The organism is Micromonospora sp. PTRAS2 (assembly GCF_054052245.1).
In genome coordinates this window covers 284,996-301,098 of record NZ_JBSWBU010000004.1, presented here as the reverse complement: position 1 = coordinate 301,098, position 16,103 = coordinate 284,996, and the positions used below count along the sequence as shown (strand labels likewise).

Below are 16,103 nucleotides of genomic sequence, written 5' to 3'. Positions count from 1 at the left end.
GCCGCCCGGCCCGGTCAGCCCGATGCCCCCGCGCGTGCCGCCGCCCGGAGGATGCCGTCGAGGCCCTCCTCGAACAGCAGGTCGTCGTCCCACCGGCTGTCGTCGAGATGGCCGGAGGCGTGGAGGGTCGGATAGGTGTCGGCGCGCGCGGCGACGTGGTCGCGGGCGGCGGACCTCGCCCCGGGGTCCGCGTGCTGCCGCCAGGTGGCCTCCGTGAGCGACGCGCCGATGACGTAGTTGGCCAGCATCCGCGTGGCCACCGCGAGCCGCAGCCCGCCGCAGCCGCCGCGCACCAGCGCCGCCTGCAGGAACTCGGTGCGGGCCAGGACGTTGGGCCCGAGCATCGGCCGCCCGATCAGCCCCGGCGCCCAGGGATGGCGCAGCATGGCGGCGCGCCAGGCACGGACGAGGACGCGCACGTCCTGTCGCCAGTCGTCGGTCACCTCGGGGATCGGCACGTCGCCGAAGACCCCGTCGACGGCCAGGTCCAGGACGTCGTCCTTCGTCTTCACGTGCCAGTACAACGCGGTGGCCGTCACGTCGAGCCGCTGGGCGAGGCGGCGCATCGTCAGGCCCTCGATGCCGTCGGCGTCGAGCAGGGTCACCGCCGCGCCCACGATGCGGTCGAGGGTCAGCGGCGGCTTCCGCCGGGCGCGCGCCGGCTCGGCGCGCAGCCAGACGGGCGGCGTGGTGGTCATGAAGTTCATTCTAGTACGGTGGACAGGCAACTTAACGTTGGTAAGTTGGGCTCGGAATCGGGGAGGGGGTGGCGTCATGCCTCTGCTGCGGGTCCACCTCGACAGCGACCGGGTCACCGCCCGACGCATCCTGCAACTGCACCAGGAGGGCAAGACCCACCACGAGTCGCGGGAAGCGGCGCGGGACGCGGTGTGGCGGCAGGGCCGCACCCCGGCCGGCGAACCGGTCTTCGTCGGCATCACGAACGGCCGCCGCAACGTGCAATTGCTCTACGACGTCGAGGTCTACTCCGACACCGGCCCCTGAGCGCCCGCCGGGAGGCGGGGGTCCCTCCCCCGCCCGGAGTCAGTCCAGGTCGCCGCGCTTGGCGGCGATCCACGCCTCGACGTCCTCGGCCAGCCAGACGTTGCCCATCTGGAGCGTGGCCACCGGCTCGGGGAAGTCGCGCCGGCTGGATTTGGCTCGACGGCTAGCAGTCCGGAGCCATGGTCATGACTCCGCCCGCCGCGTTGTCATACGGACGGGTCCCAGGCGGCGAGCTGATCGAAGATTCGACGGTCGCCTTCGAACTTCAGCGAATCCAGCGGAATGCGGCCGTAGAAGAACAGAACCAGGTCACTCCTCGGTGGCGTGGTAATGGACGATAGCGGGGTCGTGTGGCCAGGCGACCGTGGTCGCGCAGAGGGTGAACTGGCAGTCGTCGAAACCGTCGAGGGCGACGTCGTCTGGTAGCGGCTGCGGGGCACCCAGGGTGAGCTGGACGTCGTAGGTGTGCACCGCGATCTCGGGGACCTGTCGCCGCGCCCAGGCACCAGAGGTTTGCGGTGACGGCGAGTCATCCCACCAGGTCCAACACCTGCGATCCGGGCCAGCCTCACGCAACGCGTTCGTCAGTTGCTCGACGGAGTCCGTCCACCAGGCCAGCAGTGCCTCGCGTTCCCGAGGCGCACCCGTGCCGTCGTCCCAGGCCGACTTTTCCGGGGGTGCGTCTGCGGGCCCTGCGGCGACGATGGCGGCTGATTTCCGGCGGCCAATGCCCACATGCTGCACGAGATCGAACAGCGTCCGCCCGGGATGGGTCGGAACCTGCATGTCGAGACCGGGTGCCGCGGCGACCGCGGTGCGGAAGGCGGTCGACCTTTCGTTGATCAAGCGCAGGTGATCAGAGAACGCGAGGATTTTCTGCACCCGGCTTTCTACCACTGTGTTCCGACGGCCGGACAGCGATTTTCGCAGCCGGTCGAAACGGCCCGCACACCAGACACAGAAGGCCCAGGGCCATGATCAGGGCGCTGAGCTGGTGGGCGACGGACGAGTCGACCTGTACGCCGGATTCTGTGCCCGGCGCGTACCCCTCGCGGGCCACGCGCCAGCGGCGGCCATCCATCTAGGCCTGCCGTCGCCGGCAGGCTCCAGCGGCCTACCCGCAGACATCGGGCGGGCAGCCCTCAGGCGTCTGCGCAGGTCGTCATCTTGCGGTGACGGCCCATTTTGGCCTTGCTCCGGGTGGGGTTTACCGAGCCATCCCGGTCACCCGGGATGCTGGTGGGCTCTTACCCCACCGTTTCACCCTTACCGTCCCCGTTGGGGGCCGGCGGTCTGTTTTCTGTGGCACTGTCCCGCGGGTCGCCCCGGGTTGCCGTTAGCAACCACCCTGCCCTGTGGAGTCCGGACGTTCCTCGGCGACGGGCACCTGGCCCGCCGACGCGACCGCCCGGTCGACTCGTCCGTCGCTCCCCCATCCTAACGACGCGATCTCCCGGGCTATTGCCGGCCCGGTCCGTCGCAGCGGCCGAACGCGGTCAGCTCACCGCAGGTGGGCAGCAGGAGATTCTGCGCCCATTGGACGGCACCCAGCAGGGCACCGTACCCGAGGACCACGAGGGAGCCGGTCAGCGCGAACAGCCAGCCCGTCCGGGGCGGGTGCAGGGGGCCCACCGCAGCCAGGGACGTGCTCACCAACTTCAAGAACAGCAGGTTCAGCAGCGGTACGACGACACCGAGGGCAGCCAGCCGCCGCGCCCGGTTCCGTCGCGGCCGGTCGTGGAGGAGACCGCCGAGCGCCCAGAGGTCTCTCGTGACGACGACCGGTGCCAGGATCACCGAGACGAAGAGCACCACCGACGCCCAGGCCCGGAGTGGTCCTCGGCCCCGGGCACCTGCCCGCAAGGTCCCCTCGATCTGCCTCGTCGTCTTCGCCAGCCGGTGCCAGGAGCCGGCGACGAGCCAGGGCAGGAACGCGGGAACCACGACCTCCAGTGCGCTGGCCACCGCGTTCTCCACGTAGTAGAACGGCCGGATCACCACGACGTTGAGGACGAACGGCACCAGGATCGCGGCGAGCACGGGCAGGGCCGCGACCTCCGGCACGGCGCGGCCCTCGACGTGCCGGCCGCCGGCGACCCGCACCACGAACGGAGGGTTCGCCCCGACGGCGCCCGTGCCCCCGCCGAGGGGTGCGGCGATGTTCCGGCCGCGCCTGCACGTGTCGAGCCACCGGGCCCGCAGCGCGGCGGCCGCGAGGAACCAGCTCGACACGGTGAGCGGGTAGAGGAAGCCCGCCTCGAAGCGCGCGTAGCCGATGGCGATGCACAGCAGGAGGATCGGCGGCCCGGCCAGGATGATCAGGTCCACCGGCCATTCGGCCGGCGGCCGGGCACCGACGGCGCGGAACACGGCGCGCTCCCGCGCGTACGCCCCGACCGACTTGTCGACGAACCATCCGGTGGCGGTGTCCCGTACGCCGAACTCGGCCTGGTCGGCGAGACACAGCAGTTGGCGTTTAAGGCGGAAGGCCGGAACCAGCATCCGCGTCGTCACGTAGACCACGAAGACCGCGGCGGCCAATGCCACGAATCCCGTCAGGACCGACATGTCCATGCTGCGGTCGACGACGTCCACGAGGGTGGCGGGGCTCCCGCTCACGGTCTTCGCGGCGAGGCCGAGCGTCTCGCGGGCGAGGTCCGTGTCGACCTGCTCGAACTCGGCCGCGTGGACGGCGACGATCCAGGCGAGGGTGTCCTCGAACTCCTCCGACTTCGAGACCAGCACCTGTGCGATCACGAGGGCCGCCATCCCGTACGCCAGGACGGCCACCAACTGGCTGGGGATGCGCAGCGAGCGTCGGTAGGCGGCGCAGAGGTCGCGGTCCCGCTGCATGGCGTCGTCCAGCGTGCCCAGTGCCTCCCGGGCGTTGTAGGCGCGCACCAGTGCGCCGAGGCTGCGGTCGATGTGCCGGCTGAGGTAGAAGCGGGTCAGGAGCGTGGAGCGGGGCAGCCGCAGGGACCACCAGGCGCACGGACGGCTCCGCGTCCACACCAGCGGGCCCAGTTCGTCGGCCGCCGCGCGGGCCCGGTCGTAGGCGCGCACGAGTCCGCGTACGGAGGCGGGGTCGTCGCACGTCTCGTCCGTGGTCACGACCCTCTCCCCACCCGGTTGGACGGCCGGCTACCCGGCGGGGTGATCGTCAAACCTGGGTCTCGCCGGTGAACGGCGACACCATGTCGGCGACATGGCGGGGTCCGGGGCGCTGGGATACCGCCATGTCGCCGACATGCAGATGATCAAGGGGGAAGGCCGAGCGGGGCGGGGCAAGGGCAGCCGCCCGGGGGCGGGGCGGGGGCGGGGCGGCCGGGCGGGCTAGCCTCGGCGGCGTGGAACTCTCCGACGCCGCGCTGCTGGTCACCGCCGGTCTCGCCGCGGGCACGGTCAACGCGGTGGCCGGCGGCGGCTCGCTGATCACCTTCCCGGCCATGATCGCGGCGGGGCTGCCGCCGGTGCCGGCGAACGTGAGCAACTCCGTGGCGGTGTTCCCCGGGTACGTCGCGAGCGTGGCGGGCAGCCGCACGGACCTGCCGCGCGGCCGGGCGCTGTGGGCGCTGCTGCCGACCACGGTGGTGGGCACGATCGTCGGGTGCCTGCTGTTGCTGGGCACCCCGGCGCGGGCGTTCGAGCTGGTGGTGCCGTTCCTGGTGCTCGGGGCCACCGCCGTGCTCGCGTTCCAGGATCCGCTGCGCCGCCTCGTCGGGCATCCGGCCGAGTTGGGGCCGCGCCGCCGTACGGTCACCGTGCAGGCCATGGTCGCGGTCGGCGCGGTGTACGGCGGCTATTTCGGCGCGGCCCTGGGGGTGATGCTGGTGGCCGGTCTGGCGCTGGTGCTGGACGCGACGCTGGCCCGGGTGTCGGCGGTGAAGAACCTGCTCTCGGCGACGGTGGGGCTGACCACGCTGGTGGTGTTCGCGCTGTTCGGCCCGGTGAACTGGGCGGCCGTCGCGGTGGTGGCCCCGGCGACCCTGGTCGGTGGGTACGTCGGCGCGCGGCTGGTGCGCCGGCTGCCGCCGGTGGTGCTGAAGACGCTGATCGTGGCGTTCGGCACGGCCATCGGCCTGTACCTGCTGTGGCGCGCGATGCGCTGAGCGGCACCGCGCGCGAGCCGGCTCAGTACGCCTCGCCGACCGGCTCCTCCGGGGCGTGCTCGTTGCGCGCGGCGGCCCGGTTCCAGCGGGCCCAGAGCACCCGTTCGCCGTGACCGGCGGCCATCCGGTGGGCGGTGGCGAGGTAGACCAGCGCGCCGGCGGCGAGGACGCCGAGGCCGACCCAGAAGGGCAGGGCCGGCCCGTGCTCGGCGAGCTTGCCGGAGATGATCGGGGCGGGCGCGGCGGCGCCCCAGCGGACCAGGTTGAACGCGCCGGTGGCGACCCGGCGGTCGGCGGCGCCGAGGCCGAGGGCCAGGTCGGTGAGGTTGGCGTTGGCCAGGCCCATGAACAGGCCGGCGACGACGAGCACGACCAGCGACATGGCGGTGCCGGTCGAGGTGGCGAAGAGGACCATGCAGGCCAGCAGGCCGGCGACGGCCACGCCGACGGTCTGCACCGCGCCGATGCGGTGGGCGAGCCGGTGGCCGACCACGAGGATGCCGGCGGCGAGGCCGAGGCCCCAGCCGGTGAACGCGAGGCCGAGCGGGATGACGTCGAGGCCGAGGAAGAGCGGCGTGTAGCCGAGCACGACGAAGAAGACGAAGTTGTAGGCGGCGGTGACGGCGCACAGGGCCACGAACGCGGGCCGGCGGTAGGTGGCGAAGATCGCGCCGAGGCGTACCCGAGGTTGGGGGTTTGCCGGCTCGCGGAGCCGGCGGGACGCGACGGCGAGCGCGAGGACCATGAAGATCCCGCAGACGAAGAACGGCAGTCGCCAGCTCACCTCGCCGAGCAGGCCGCCGAGCAGCGGGCCGACGGCGAAGCCGAGGCCGAGCGCGGTCTCGAAGAGGCCGACCACCCATTCGCGGTCGTTGGCGAGGTTGACCAGCACCACCATGGCGGTGGCGAAGAACATGGCGTTGCCCAGCCCCCACACGCCGCGCAGCACCGACAGTTGCACGATGTCGTTGCTGAACGAGGCGCCGATGGCGGCGAGGCCGACCACGGAGACGCCGGTGATCAGCACGGGCTTGAAGCCGAACCGGCCGCTGGCCAGGGTCGCGGGGATCATGCCCAGGGCCATGACCGCGATGTACGCGGTGAACAGCAGCTCGACCTGCCAGGCGGTGACGCCGATGGCCTCGCCGATGGCGGGCAGGATGGGGTCGACGACGGCGATGCCGGCGATGGCGAGGAAGGCCACCAGCGTGGTGGCGTAGATGGCACTGCGGTGGGGTTCGTTGCGCCGGTCCACTCCGCCTCCCGGATAGCTGTATCGTACAGTTAGTTTCCCTGTATCCTACAGCTATGAGCGAAGACGGCACTGCGGAAGGCACTGCGGAAGAGGTCACACTCGGGCGGATCGAGACCGAGGTGGCGCTCCTCATGCGACTCGGCGAGGCGACCCGGCGCGCCACCGGCACGGCCGAGCACCGGGTGCTGGACCGCGCGGCGTACGTGATCCTGCGGCACCTCGACAGCGCCGGCCCGCAGAACGTCTCGGCGCTCGCCGCCCGGCTCAACCTGGACGGCTCCACCGTCACCCGGCAGGTCTCCGCCATGCAGCGCGACGGGCTGATCGCCCGCGCCCCCGACCCGAGCGACGGCCGGGGCACGGTGGTCTCCCCCACCCCGGCCGGGCTGCAGCGCATGGCCGCCGTCCGGGCGGCCCGCACCCGGCTCTACGGCGACATCCTCGCCGACTGGGCCCCGGCCGACCGCGACACCCTGGCCCACCTGCTGCACCGGCTCAACGAGGCGCTGGAGACCCGCAGCCGCCGCTGACCGGCGCGCCGGGCCGCCGCCGAGTGCCCGCGCTCCGCTCCCCCGCTGCGGCGGGCGCACGCCTGGCGGCGGCCTTGTTAGCAGGGGCCCCCTGTACAACAGAATGCGTTAACAGGGGGCCCTTCCTTACGCCACCGGTTCCGGGGCGGCGTCGGCGTCGCGGGCCGGGCCCGGGGTGACGCGCGGGTCGCCCTCGTCGGCGAAGTAGTCGTCCGGCGTGGTGCCGTCGCGGCCCGCGTCCACCTTCGCCGCCCGCAGGACCAGGGTCACCAGGGCGGCGACCAGCAGATTCACCAGCACCGCCACGATCCCGACGTAGATCGTCTTCTTCGTGTCGAAGCCGAAGTCGCTCAGCGGGAACGCCGAGCCGCCGAAGTGGGCGCGCTTCGTCGCCGGGTTGGGGATCTGGTAGAGCATCCACATGCCCAGCCCCATGCCGGCCGCCCAGCCGGCGATCAGCGCGCCCCGGTGGAACCAGCGGGTGTAGAGGCCCAGCGCCACCGCCGGCAGCGTCTGGAGGATGATCACGCCGCCGATGAGCTGCAGGTCGATGGAGAACTGCGGGTCGAGGAAGACGATGCAGGCCACCGCGCCGACCTTCACCACCAGCGAGGTGATCTTCGAGACGTTCGCCTCCTGGGCCGGGCTGGCGTCCCGCTTGAGGTACTCCTTGTAGATGTTGCGGGTGAACAGGTTCGCCGCCGCGATCGACATGATCGCCGCCGGCACCAGCGCCCCGATGCCGATGGCCGCGTACGCGACCCCGGCGAACCAGTCCGGGAACTGCTGGTCGAACAGCACCGGCACGACGGTGTTCGCGTCCGCGCTGCCGGGCGTCGACCCGGGCAGCGGCTTCACCCCCGCCGCGATGGCCATGTAGCCGAGCAGCGCGATCAGCCCGAGGACCAGGCTGTACGCGGGCAGCGCCGACATGTTCCGCTTGATCACGTCCCGGTTCCGGCTGGCCAGCACGCCGGTGATGCTGTGCGGGTAGAGGAACAGCGCCAGCGCCGAGCCGAACGCCAGGGTGACGTACTGGAGCTGGTTGTTGGCGTTGAGCAGGATCCCGTCGTTGGGGTTCTGCGCCGTGGCCTGGAACTTCGCCTCGGCGGCGTCGAAGATCGAGCCCCAGCCGCCCAGCTTCTGCGGCAGCCACAGCACCGCCACCAGGATCACCACGTAGATCAGCGTGTCCTTGACGAATGCGATCAGCGCGGGCGCGCGCAGCCCCGACTGGTACGTGTACGCGGCCAGGATCGCGAACGCGATGATGATCGGCAGGTGCCGCGCGAGGGCGCTCTCGCCGGTCACCCCCATGGTCTTGAGCACCGCCTCGATGCCGACGAGCTGCAGCGCGATGTACGGCATGGTGGCGACGATGCCGGTGACCGCGACGACCAGCGCCAGCACCGGCGAGTCGAACCGGCTGCGGACGAAGTCGGCGGGGGTGACGAAGCCGTGCCGGTGCGACACCGACCAGAGCCGGCACAGCACCAGGAACACCATCGGGTAGATCACGATCGTGTACGGCACCGCGAAGAAGCCCATCGCGCCCGCGCCGAACACCAGCGCCGGCACCGCCACGAACGTGTACGCCGTGTAGAGGTCACCGCCGACGAGGAACCAGGTGATCCAGCCGCCGAAGCTGCGCCCGCCCAGCCCCCACTCGTCGAGGTGGGCCATGTCCCTCGGCGCCCGCCACCGGGCCGCCACGAAACCCATGGCACTGACCAGCAGGAACAGCACCGTGAAGACGATGATCTCGGTCAGATGGTCGCGCCACATCACCGGTCACCCCGCTTCTTGGTCAGCTGGTAGACGAGCGTGGTGGTGGCCACGCCGAGCAGGATGTAGGCCAGTTGCAGCCAGTAGAAGCGCGGAAACCCGAACACGCGCGGCGCGTCGGCGTTGAAGAACACCGGGATCAGCGGCACCACGATCGGGACGAACAGCAACCAGTTCCAGGGGCTGTGGTCCTTCGCCCTGGACGACGCCGAGCCGGGTTCCTCCGGTTCGGATGCGGTCATACGACACACCTCCGGTGGTCTTGTCTCCCCATGACGGCCGGACGTTACGACCCGGTGACGGGCGTCACGTTCAACCGACGCGGGGCGGTGCGCCGAGCGGGCCGCCGGGTGCGCCGAACGGCATGCCCGTCGATGTCTCCCCGGTCGTGGGCAGACGAAGGAGCGGCCGTCCCCGTGGGGACGGCCGCTCCTTCGCGGTGGGTCAGAGCGCGGCGAGGTGGGCGGTGTCGTTGACCGAGCGCACCGCGACGCCGCCGTCGGACCACCGGTCCAGCACCGAGATGCCGGCCGCGTCGAGGTAGAGCCGGTGCAGGAACGCGTCGTCGGCGGCGAGGGCCTCGCGCAGCACCAGCTTGATCGGCGAGACGTGCGAGACCACCACCACGGTCTCCCCGGGGTACGCCTCGACCAGCGCGTCCGTGGCCCGGGTCACCCGGGCGGCGACCTCGGTGAACGACTCCCCGTCGGGCGGGGCGACCCGGGTCGAGGCGAGCCAGGCGTCCAGCTCGCCCTGCCAGCCGGCGCGCACCTCGGCGAAGGTGCGCCCCTCCCACGCCCCGAAGTCGCACTCGATCAGGTCGTCGTCGGTGCGGAGCGGCACGGTGCCGCGCAGCGCCCCGGCGATCGCCCGCGCGGTGGCCGTACACCGGGACAACGGCGAGCTGACCACGGCCGCGACGGTCGGGGCGAGGGCGGCCACCCGGGCGGCCGTGGCCCGCACCTGGGCGCGGCCCCGGGCGGACAGCGGCACGTCGCCGCGGCCGGAGTAGCGGCGCTGCTCGGTGAACTCGGTCTCGCCGTGGCGGACCAGGATCAGCCGGGTCGCGGTGTCGCTGGGGCGCGGCTCCCAGGAGGCGGGGGCGGTCGCCGGGTCGGTGCCGGCCCGCTTCGTGGCGGCGCGGGCGGCGGCCTCCCGGGCGAGGGCGCGGGCGGGCGAGTCCGGTGCGGCAACCTCGCGGGGCGGCTCGGCGGCGGGCCGGGCCGCCCCGCCCGCGCCGGCCTTCCGGGCCTTCCCGCCGGTGGCCGCCGCGTCCATCGCGGCGTTGGCCAGGGCGTCGGCGTGCCGGTTGCGCTCCCGGGGGATCCACTGGAACCGCACCGCCGCGAACCGGCCGACCAGCTCCGCGGCCTGCGCGGCGAGCGGGCGCAACCCCGGGTGCTTGATCTGCCAGCGGCCGCACATCTGCTCGACCACCAGCTTGGAGTCCATCCGGGCGTCGACCTCGGCCGCGCCCAGCTCGGCGGCGGCCTCCAGGCCGGCGATCAGGCCCCGGTATTCGGCGACGTTGTTGGTGGCCGTGCCGATCGCCTCGGAGCGTTCGGCGAGCACCTCGCCGCTGGCCGCGTCCCGGACCACCGCGCCGTAGCCGGCCGGGCCGGGGTTGCCCCGGGACCCGCCGTCGGCCTCGACGACGACCGCGCGCACCGCCATCGGAGTTACAGCCCCGACTCGTTGGTGCGGACCATGATGCGGCGACACTCCTCGCAGCGCACCACGTCGTCCGGCGCGGCCTTGCGGATGCGGGCCATGTCCGCGCCGTAGAGCTCCAGCCGGCAGCCGCCGCAGCGCCCGCCGGTGAGCAGGGCCGCGCCGAGCCCGGTGTCGGCGCGGATCTTGTCGTAGAGGGTGACCAGCTCCGCCGGGAGGTCACCGGCGAGGGGCTGGCGGGACTGCCGCTTGAACTCCTCCTCCTTGGCGATCTCGGCGAGGGCGTCGTCGCGACGCCGCTCGGCCGCCGCCCGCCGCTCGCGCGCGTCGGCGGCCCGCCGCTCGATCCCGTCGAGTACGCCCTGGGCGGTCTCCCGCTGCTCCATCAGCTCCAGCTCGGCGTCCTCCAGGTCGCTCTGCCGGCGGTTGAGGGAGACCAGCTCGTGCTGGAGCGCCTCCAGCTCCCGGGCCGGTCCGCTCCCGGAGGCCAGCCGCGCCTCGTCCTTGCTCTTGCGGGCCCGGACCTGCTCGACGTCCTTCTCGATGCGGGCGATGTCGCGGTCCAGGTCGTCGACGGCGACCTGGGCGCGGACCCGCTCGTCCTCCAGCGCGGACAGCTCCCGGGCGAGGGTCTCCAGCTCGGCCAGCTCGGGCAGGGTGCGGCGGCGGTGGGCGAGCTGGGCGAGGGTGGTGTCGATCGCCTGGAGGTCGAGCAGGCGGCGCTGGACCTTCGGGTCAGCCTTCACGTCGGGGCTCCTTGTCGTCCGCGGCGGGGGCGGGGTCGGCGGCGGGTCCCGGGGCGGTGCCGCCGGGCACGGTGCGGGTGGCTGCCGGGGTGGCAGCCGTGGGGGCGGCGGCGTGCACCGTCCACGGGTCGGTGTCCAGGTCGGACACGATGGTCTCGACGCCCAGCTCGGCCCGCAGGGCGGCGGCCAGGTCGTCGAGCCAGGGCCGCTCGGTCGCCCAGTGGGCGGCGTCCAGCAGGGCGGGGCCGCCGGCGGCGAGGTGCTCGCCGGCGGGATGGTGGCGCAGGTCGGAGGTCAGGTAGGCGTCGACGCCGGCCGCGGTCGCCGCGCCGAGGAACGCGTCGCCCGAGCCGCCGCTGACCGCGAGGGTACGAACCATACGCCCGGGATCGCCGGCGGCGCGAACGCCCCAGGCGGTGGCGGGCAGCACGGCGGCGGCGTGCCGGGTCAGCTCGGCGAGGGTCATGGGCCGGGGCAGCTCGCCGATGCGGCCGATGCCCCGCCCCGCGCCTGCGGCCGGCGAGCCGGGGGCCGGCGGGTGCAGAGGGCGCAGGCCGGTCAGCCCGAAGCGGGCCGCGAGGGCGTCGGAGACGCCCGGGTCGGCCACGTCGGCGTTGGTGTGCGCCACGTACAGCGCCACGTCGGCCTTGATCAGGTCGTGGACGATGCGCCCCTTGAACGTCGTCGGGGCGACGGAGGAGACCCCGCGCAGCAGCAGCGGATGGTGGGCGACGATCATGTCGGCACCGGCGGCGAGGGCCTCGGCGACCGTCTCGGGGACCACGTCGACGACGCAGGACACCCGCCGCACCCGGGCGGTGGGCTCGCCGAGCACCAGCCCCACCCGGTCCCAGTCCTCGGCCCAGGTCGTCGGGTAGCGGCGCGCGAGCGCCGCCACCACGTCGGCCACGGTCGTCGGCTGCGGCGGTGTCGCGGTTGTGCTCACGGCGGGCCAGCTTACCGGCGTCGGCCGCGCGTCACGGCCTCGGCGGTGGACAGGGGCCCCTCGGCTCACGGAATCCGCTGACAAGGGGCCCCTGCTTCCCGGCTGGGCTCAGGCGGCCGGGCTCACCGGGCAGCGCAGGCCGCGTACGGCCGCCAGGACGGCGGCCCAGGGGAACGTGTGCAGGTGGTGCTCGCCGGTGCCGGGCGGGTGCAGCGGGAGGACGTGGTCGCCGAAGAGCACGTCGACCCCCCACTCGGCCAGTCGGGCCAGGCTGGCCCGGAAGGCCGGGTGCCCGGCCATCGCGACGTTGGTGAACGGCACCGCCACGATCGGCACCCCCTTGCCCTGTCCCTCGACCAGCAGGCCGAGGGCGAGGGTGTCGGTGATCCCGGCGGCCCACTTGTTGACCGTGTTGGACGTCGCCGGGCAGACGACCATCGCGTCGGCCGGGGGCAGCACGTCCGGGTCGCCCGGGAACTTGTAGCGGCTGCGGACCGGATGACCGGTCTGTCGGGCCAGCGCCGGCCGGTCGACGAACTTCGCGCCGTCCGGCGTGGTGACCACGCACACGTCCCAGCCGTCCTGCTGGGCCAGGTCCACGAGCCGGCCGACGTGGCTGGCCAGCGGCGACCCGCAGGCGATGACGTAGAGCACCTCGCGGCGCTCGCTGCTGCGGTGCGGGTCGGTGATCCCGACCCCCGCCGCGCTCATACTCCCACTCCCATGTGCTCAGCCAACTCCGCGATCAGCGAAGGCGGCGCACCCCTTGTGCGACGCAGGACGTCCGACATCACCTCGTGGGCGATGGGGCGGCAGCGGATCTCCGAGGGGGCGAGCCGGTCGCCGCGCAGCAGCATCTCCCCGGCGTTGGCCACGTCGCCGATCTGGGCGAAGCCCCGGGCCAGGTCGAGCAGGTGGTGGGCGCGGCGCTCGGGCAGCAGGGTGTTGAACATCGGCTCGGCGATGCGCTGGCGGTGGACCTCCACCGCCCGCCCCCCGTCGCCCAACTCGACGGCGGCGGCGGCCCGGTGCAGCTCCACGTTGGTCGGGCCGAACGACGTCCAGTAGTGGTTCTGGTCGCTGCCGAGCTGCAGGGCCGCCTCGTGGGCGCCGTTGACCAGGTCGTCGACGGTCGCGGTGTCGCCGAGCCGGGCGGCGGCCATCGCGCCCTGCAGCAGCAGCAGCCCGTAGACGGAGAGCCGCCCCGGGTCGCTGTCGTTGTCGCCGCCGGGGGCGAGCCGGTTGGCGATGGTGAGGTTGAGCTCCAGCGCGGGGCGGGGCCGGCCCATCGCGACCATCGCGTTGCACACCCGGGTGGTGGCGATGCCGGCCAGCAGCGGGTCGTCGGCCCGCTGGGCGACGGCCATCGACCGGTCGGCGGCCAGCCAGGCCAGGTCGCACTCGCCGAGCTTGCGCAGCACCGAGGAGGCGATCTGGTAGACCTGGCCGAGCAGGTGGGCCGCCTCCCGGGAGTGGTCGCCGTCGTGGCCGGCGTCGGCGGCCTGGGCGTCGCGCAGCAGCTTCGGCAGCGCCCGGGTCAGCATCCCGTAGCGGCCGTACTGGTAGGTGAGCCAGGCGTGGTTGACCGCCTTGCGCATGTCCATCAGGGGCGGCGGGAACGGGGCCGCGTCGAAGTAGGCGCTCATCGAGTCGTACCGCTCCAGGGCCGCCCGGATCTCCTGGACCTCGACCTGGTCGATGCAGTTGAGCGCGTCGGCGCGGCGTTCCGGGTCCTTGCCCAGCAGCAGCTGCACGTCGACTTCGAGGATGTAGGCGATCTCGTAGAGGACGGAGAACTTGTCGAGCCGGCGCACCCCGCGCTCGACCTTGTCCACCCAGCTCTTGGACTTGCCGAGCCGGTCGGCGAAGACCTGTTGGGACAGCTTGCGCCGCCCGCGCCAGTAGGCCACCCGCCGGCCAATGGGTAACTCGTCCATCTCCCCATCCCTCCCCTGCCGGGGCCCGACCGGCCACCGGCGGCCGCCTGCGCGGGTGGCGCGGCAGTCCGTTCGTTCTCAGGTTTTCGCTGGTCGCACAGCCTGTACGTCGGCCGTACGGGTGACCCTCATAGCTTTCGTGCAAGTTGCACCAACCGTTCCGTCAGGTCAACGACGGCGGCCTGCGGCAGTGACGGCGCTCAACATGTGACCTGACATCTAGCGTCAGGCAGAGGAGGACGAACGGATGTGGGGGAACGTCGGCCCACGGGTCGCACAACTGTCGCCGCTGGAACGGGTCCGGCTGCGGAGGGTCGCCGTCCGCTACGCCGCGCACGGCTGGGAGGTGACGCCCGGCGCCTGCCTCGCCCGCAGTCGCTTCGTGTGCGGCCGGGCCGGCTGCCCCACCGTCGGCTGCCACCCCGCCCTCCAGGAGTGGGAGCAGGCCGCCACCGCCGACCCGGCCCGGGTGGCGACCTGGTGGCGCAGCCGCCCGCACGGCGTGCTGCTGCCCACCGGGCGGGCCTTCGACGTCCTCGAGGTGCCGGCCCACCTCGGGCGGCACGTGCTCGACTCCATCGGGACGCACCCGGCCGGCGCCGGGGTCCGGGGACCGGTGGTGGTCACCCCGACCGGGCGCTGGATGTTCCTGGTCCGCCCGGGCGACCCGCTCCGCCCCGAGTTGGAGCACTGCTTCCACGTGGTCCGGCACGGCCCCGGCTCGTGGATCGCCGCCCCACCGACCCGGCTGCCGGAGGGCCCGGTCCGCTGGGCGGTCGCCCCGGAGCAGGCGCGCTGGCAGCTTCCGGACTCCTACCTCATGCAGAACGTGCTGGTCGACGCCCTGCGGGCCACCGGCGTGTCGCTCCCGGCCGAGCTGCTCCCCGGTCACCTGCCGCTGCCCCGGCGCGGCTGGTGAGGGCCACCGTCGGCAGGCGGCCGATGAGCTGCCCCGCCGGCAGGCGGCCGGCGAGGGCCACTGTCGGGGAGCGGACGCCGGGCGGGCAGCGTCCCGGCCGCCACGGGCGTCGTTGACCCGGACGAGGGCGCGACAGCGCCCCGATCGGGGGTCTGATGTCCAGGGATGACGCGACGCGCCGACCCGACGGGGCGGAGCCGCCGCCGCACCAACGCCGGCCCCGGCGCTGGCCGCCCACCCGTCCGCCGGGCTCGCGCCCGGGCCGCCCCCGCCCGCTGGGCTCCCACCCGGCCGGCACCCGCCGCCCCACCGCCTGACCCCGCCCCCGGCACCCGCGTTCGCACCCGCGATCTTGCACTTTGGGCCCCGACAAGGCGGGAGAAAAGCCACGTGTCGGGGGCCGAAACTGCAAGATCGCGGGGGCATGGGCGGTCAGGGGGCCGTGGGGAGGGTGGGGAGGGTGGGGAGCCGGGTCGAGTGCAGGAGGCGGGCGTCGTCGGTGACGATCGCGTGCTCGTGGCCCGCCAGGCGGTCCAGCCAGCCGATGCCGGCCACGCCCATGGCCACCGCCGCCGTGGCGTACGCGTCGGCGACGCCGAGGTCCGCCCCGACCACGGTGACCGAGCGCAGCCCGGTCGCCGGGGCACCCCGGCGCGGGTCGAGCACGTGGTGGCCGCGCTCGTACACCCCGGAGGTGGCGATCGCCAGGTCGGTGCCGGTGAGCACCAGGCACGTCGAGGTCTCGTCCCACGGGTGCCGCACGCCGATCCGCCACGGCCGGCCGCCCGCCGACAGTCCCCGCACCCGCACGTCCCCGCCCGCGTTCACGCAGTGGTTCGGCGCGCCGGCCGCGAGCAGCCGGTCGGAGGCGACTTGCGCCGCCCAGCCCTTCACGTAGCCGGACGGGTCCAGCGCCCCCGTCGCGTACGCGTCGAAGAAGCCGTCGGTGTCGCCCCACAGGTCGGCGCAGCGCGCCAGCACGGCCCGCAGATCCGGCGACGCCTCCGACAGCAGCACCTCGCCCCGGTCGAAGCGGCGCAGCTCGCTGTCGGCCCGGTAGGTGCTGAACCGGGCGTCCACCTCCCGCAGCCAGGCGAACGTCTCCTCTGCCAGCTCGTGCAGCCGCCCCGCGGGCAGGTCGTCGGCGAGGTCGAGGCTGATCGCCGTACCCATGATCTGCTCGACCCGGCGCAGGCCCGG

16 protein-coding genes and 1 other RNA gene are annotated in these 16,103 nt (G+C 73.5%); 4 read left to right on the top strand and 13 right to left on the bottom strand.

Annotation, left to right across the window (positions count from 1 at the left end; all coding sequences use genetic code 11):
* Window positions 1–14: 14 nt before the first annotated feature.
* On the bottom strand, window positions 15–698 hold the full coding sequence (locus ACVMYR_RS16335) for a TetR/AcrR family transcriptional regulator (protein ID WP_457122156.1): 684 nt from the start codon (window positions 696–698) through the stop codon (window positions 15–17).
* A 76-nt stretch (window positions 699–774) separates the two neighbouring features.
* On the opposite strand from ACVMYR_RS16335, the gene ACVMYR_RS16330 reads away from it, so the two are divergent.
* Complete coding sequence (locus ACVMYR_RS16330; protein WP_457122155.1) at window positions 775–1,005, top strand: hypothetical protein; 231 nt, start codon at window positions 775–777, stop codon at window positions 1,003–1,005.
* A gap of 309 nt (window positions 1,006–1,314) precedes the next feature.
* Here ACVMYR_RS16330 and ACVMYR_RS16325 read toward each other — a convergent pair whose 3' ends face one another.
* The 3 genes from ACVMYR_RS16325 to ACVMYR_RS16315 all read right to left on the bottom strand — a co-directional run bounded on the left by ACVMYR_RS16325 (window position 1,315) and on the right by ACVMYR_RS16315 (window position 4,116).
* Entirely contained in the window at window positions 1,315–1,887 is a 573-nt protein-coding gene (locus tag ACVMYR_RS16325) for a maleylpyruvate isomerase N-terminal domain-containing protein (protein WP_457122154.1), read from the bottom strand.
* Window positions 1,888–2,007: 120 nt separating this feature from the next.
* An RNA gene (gene rnpB, locus ACVMYR_RS16320) (RNase P RNA component class A) lies at window positions 2,008–2,425 on the bottom strand.
* Window positions 2,426–2,463: 38 nt separating this feature from the next.
* The gene (locus ACVMYR_RS16315; protein ID WP_457122153.1) at window positions 2,464–4,116 is read right to left on the bottom strand and encodes a hypothetical protein; all 1,653 of its coding nucleotides are present in this window, start codon (window positions 4,114–4,116) and stop codon (window positions 2,464–2,466) included.
* Window positions 4,117–4,352: 236 nt separating this feature from the next.
* Here ACVMYR_RS16315 and ACVMYR_RS16310 point away from each other — a divergent pair, with 236 nt between their 5' ends.
* Window positions 4,353–5,114: a sulfite exporter TauE/SafE family protein gene (locus ACVMYR_RS16310; RefSeq protein ID WP_077938920.1), complete on the top strand. Its 762-nt coding sequence runs from the start codon at window positions 4,353–4,355 to the stop codon at window positions 5,112–5,114.
* A 22-nt stretch (window positions 5,115–5,136) separates the two neighbouring features.
* Here ACVMYR_RS16310 and ACVMYR_RS16305 read toward each other — a convergent pair whose 3' ends face one another.
* A complete protein-coding gene (locus ACVMYR_RS16305; protein WP_043967030.1) occupies window positions 5,137–6,369 on the bottom strand; it encodes an MFS transporter in 1,233 nt (410 codons plus the stop codon).
* A gap of 53 nt (window positions 6,370–6,422) precedes the next feature.
* Between ACVMYR_RS16305 and ACVMYR_RS16300 the strand changes: the two genes are divergently transcribed.
* Window positions 6,423–6,899 (top strand): MarR family winged helix-turn-helix transcriptional regulator, encoded by a 477-nt coding sequence (locus ACVMYR_RS16300; protein ID WP_077938918.1) that lies wholly within the window; start codon window positions 6,423–6,425, stop codon window positions 6,897–6,899.
* A 126-nt stretch (window positions 6,900–7,025) separates the two neighbouring features.
* Here ACVMYR_RS16300 and mctP read toward each other — a convergent pair whose 3' ends face one another.
* From mctP to ACVMYR_RS16265, 7 genes are all read right to left on the bottom strand, one after another.
* Window positions 7,026–8,684, bottom strand: coding sequence for a monocarboxylate uptake permease MctP (gene mctP / locus ACVMYR_RS16295; protein ID WP_091275408.1), 1,659 nt, complete (start codon window positions 8,682–8,684; stop codon window positions 7,026–7,028).
* A complete protein-coding gene (locus tag ACVMYR_RS16290; RefSeq protein WP_077938916.1) occupies window positions 8,684–8,926 on the bottom strand; it encodes a DUF3311 domain-containing protein in 243 nt (80 codons plus the stop codon). Before ACVMYR_RS16290 ends, mctP begins: the two co-directional genes overlap by 1 nt.
* 202 nt (window positions 8,927–9,128) lie before the next feature.
* Window positions 9,129–10,358, bottom strand: a complete 1,230-nt coding sequence (locus ACVMYR_RS16285) for a bifunctional RNase H/acid phosphatase (protein WP_457122152.1) — start codon at window positions 10,356–10,358, stop codon at window positions 9,129–9,131.
* Window positions 10,359–10,363: 5 nt separating this feature from the next.
* Window positions 10,364–11,101, bottom strand: a complete 738-nt coding sequence (locus ACVMYR_RS16280) for a zinc ribbon domain-containing protein (protein ID WP_077938914.1) — start codon at window positions 11,099–11,101, stop codon at window positions 10,364–10,366.
* On the bottom strand, window positions 11,091–12,047 hold the full coding sequence (locus tag ACVMYR_RS16275) for a Nif3-like dinuclear metal center hexameric protein (RefSeq protein ID WP_457122151.1): 957 nt from the start codon (window positions 12,045–12,047) through the stop codon (window positions 11,091–11,093). The genes ACVMYR_RS16280 and ACVMYR_RS16275 overlap by 11 nt, the downstream gene beginning before the upstream one ends.
* A 108-nt stretch (window positions 12,048–12,155) precedes the next feature.
* Window positions 12,156–12,758, bottom strand: a complete 603-nt coding sequence (locus ACVMYR_RS16270; RefSeq protein WP_077938912.1) for a flavoprotein — start codon at window positions 12,756–12,758, stop codon at window positions 12,156–12,158.
* The gene (locus tag ACVMYR_RS16265) at window positions 12,755–13,984 is read right to left on the bottom strand and encodes a helix-turn-helix domain-containing protein (protein WP_077938911.1); all 1,230 of its coding nucleotides are present in this window, start codon (window positions 13,982–13,984) and stop codon (window positions 12,755–12,757) included. The genes ACVMYR_RS16270 and ACVMYR_RS16265 overlap by 4 nt, the downstream gene beginning before the upstream one ends.
* A gap of 247 nt (window positions 13,985–14,231) precedes the next feature.
* On the opposite strand from ACVMYR_RS16265, the gene ACVMYR_RS16260 reads away from it, so the two are divergent.
* Window positions 14,232–14,903 (top strand): bifunctional DNA primase/polymerase, encoded by a 672-nt coding sequence (locus ACVMYR_RS16260; protein ID WP_457122150.1) that lies wholly within the window; start codon window positions 14,232–14,234, stop codon window positions 14,901–14,903.
* A gap of 432 nt (window positions 14,904–15,335) precedes the next feature.
* Here the strand turns inward: ACVMYR_RS16260 and ACVMYR_RS16255 are convergent, their stop codons facing one another.
* Window positions 15,336–16,076 (bottom strand): FAD:protein FMN transferase, encoded by a 741-nt coding sequence (locus tag ACVMYR_RS16255; RefSeq protein ID WP_457122298.1) that lies wholly within the window; start codon window positions 16,074–16,076, stop codon window positions 15,336–15,338.
* Between the last annotated feature and the right edge of the window lie 27 nt (window positions 16,077–16,103).

What these genes read in the sequence shown, in the direction of transcription:
- ACVMYR_RS16335 (WP_457122156.1), bottom strand. Translation starts at nt 698, where the DNA reads ATGACCACCACGCCGCCCGTCTGGCTGCGCGCCGAGCCGGCGCGCGCC.
- ACVMYR_RS16330 (WP_457122155.1), top strand. Translation starts at nt 775, where the DNA reads ATGCCTCTGCTGCGGGTCCACCTCGACAGCGACCGGGTCACCGCCCGA.
- ACVMYR_RS16300 (WP_077938918.1), top strand. Translation starts at nt 6,423, where the DNA reads ATGAGCGAAGACGGCACTGCGGAAGGCACTGCGGAAGAGGTCACACTC.
- mctP (WP_091275408.1), bottom strand. Translation starts at nt 8,684, where the DNA reads ATGTGGCGCGACCATCTGACCGAGATCATCGTCTTCACGGTGCTGTTC.
- ACVMYR_RS16290 (WP_077938916.1), bottom strand. Translation starts at nt 8,926, where the DNA reads ATGACCGCATCCGAACCGGAGGAACCCGGCTCGGCGTCGTCCAGGGCG.
- ACVMYR_RS16285 (WP_457122152.1), bottom strand. Translation starts at nt 10,358, where the DNA reads ATGGCGGTGCGCGCGGTCGTCGTCGAGGCCGACGGCGGGTCCCGGGGC.
- ACVMYR_RS16270 (WP_077938912.1), bottom strand. Translation starts at nt 12,758, where the DNA reads ATGAGCGCGGCGGGGGTCGGGATCACCGACCCGCACCGCAGCAGCGAG.
- ACVMYR_RS16265 (WP_077938911.1), bottom strand. Translation starts at nt 13,984, where the DNA reads ATGGACGAGTTACCCATTGGCCGGCGGGTGGCCTACTGGCGCGGGCGG.
- ACVMYR_RS16260 (WP_457122150.1), top strand. Translation starts at nt 14,232, where the DNA reads ATGTGGGGGAACGTCGGCCCACGGGTCGCACAACTGTCGCCGCTGGAA.
- ACVMYR_RS16255 (WP_457122298.1), bottom strand. Translation starts at nt 16,076, where the DNA reads ATGGGTACGGCGATCAGCCTCGACCTCGCCGACGACCTGCCCGCGGGG.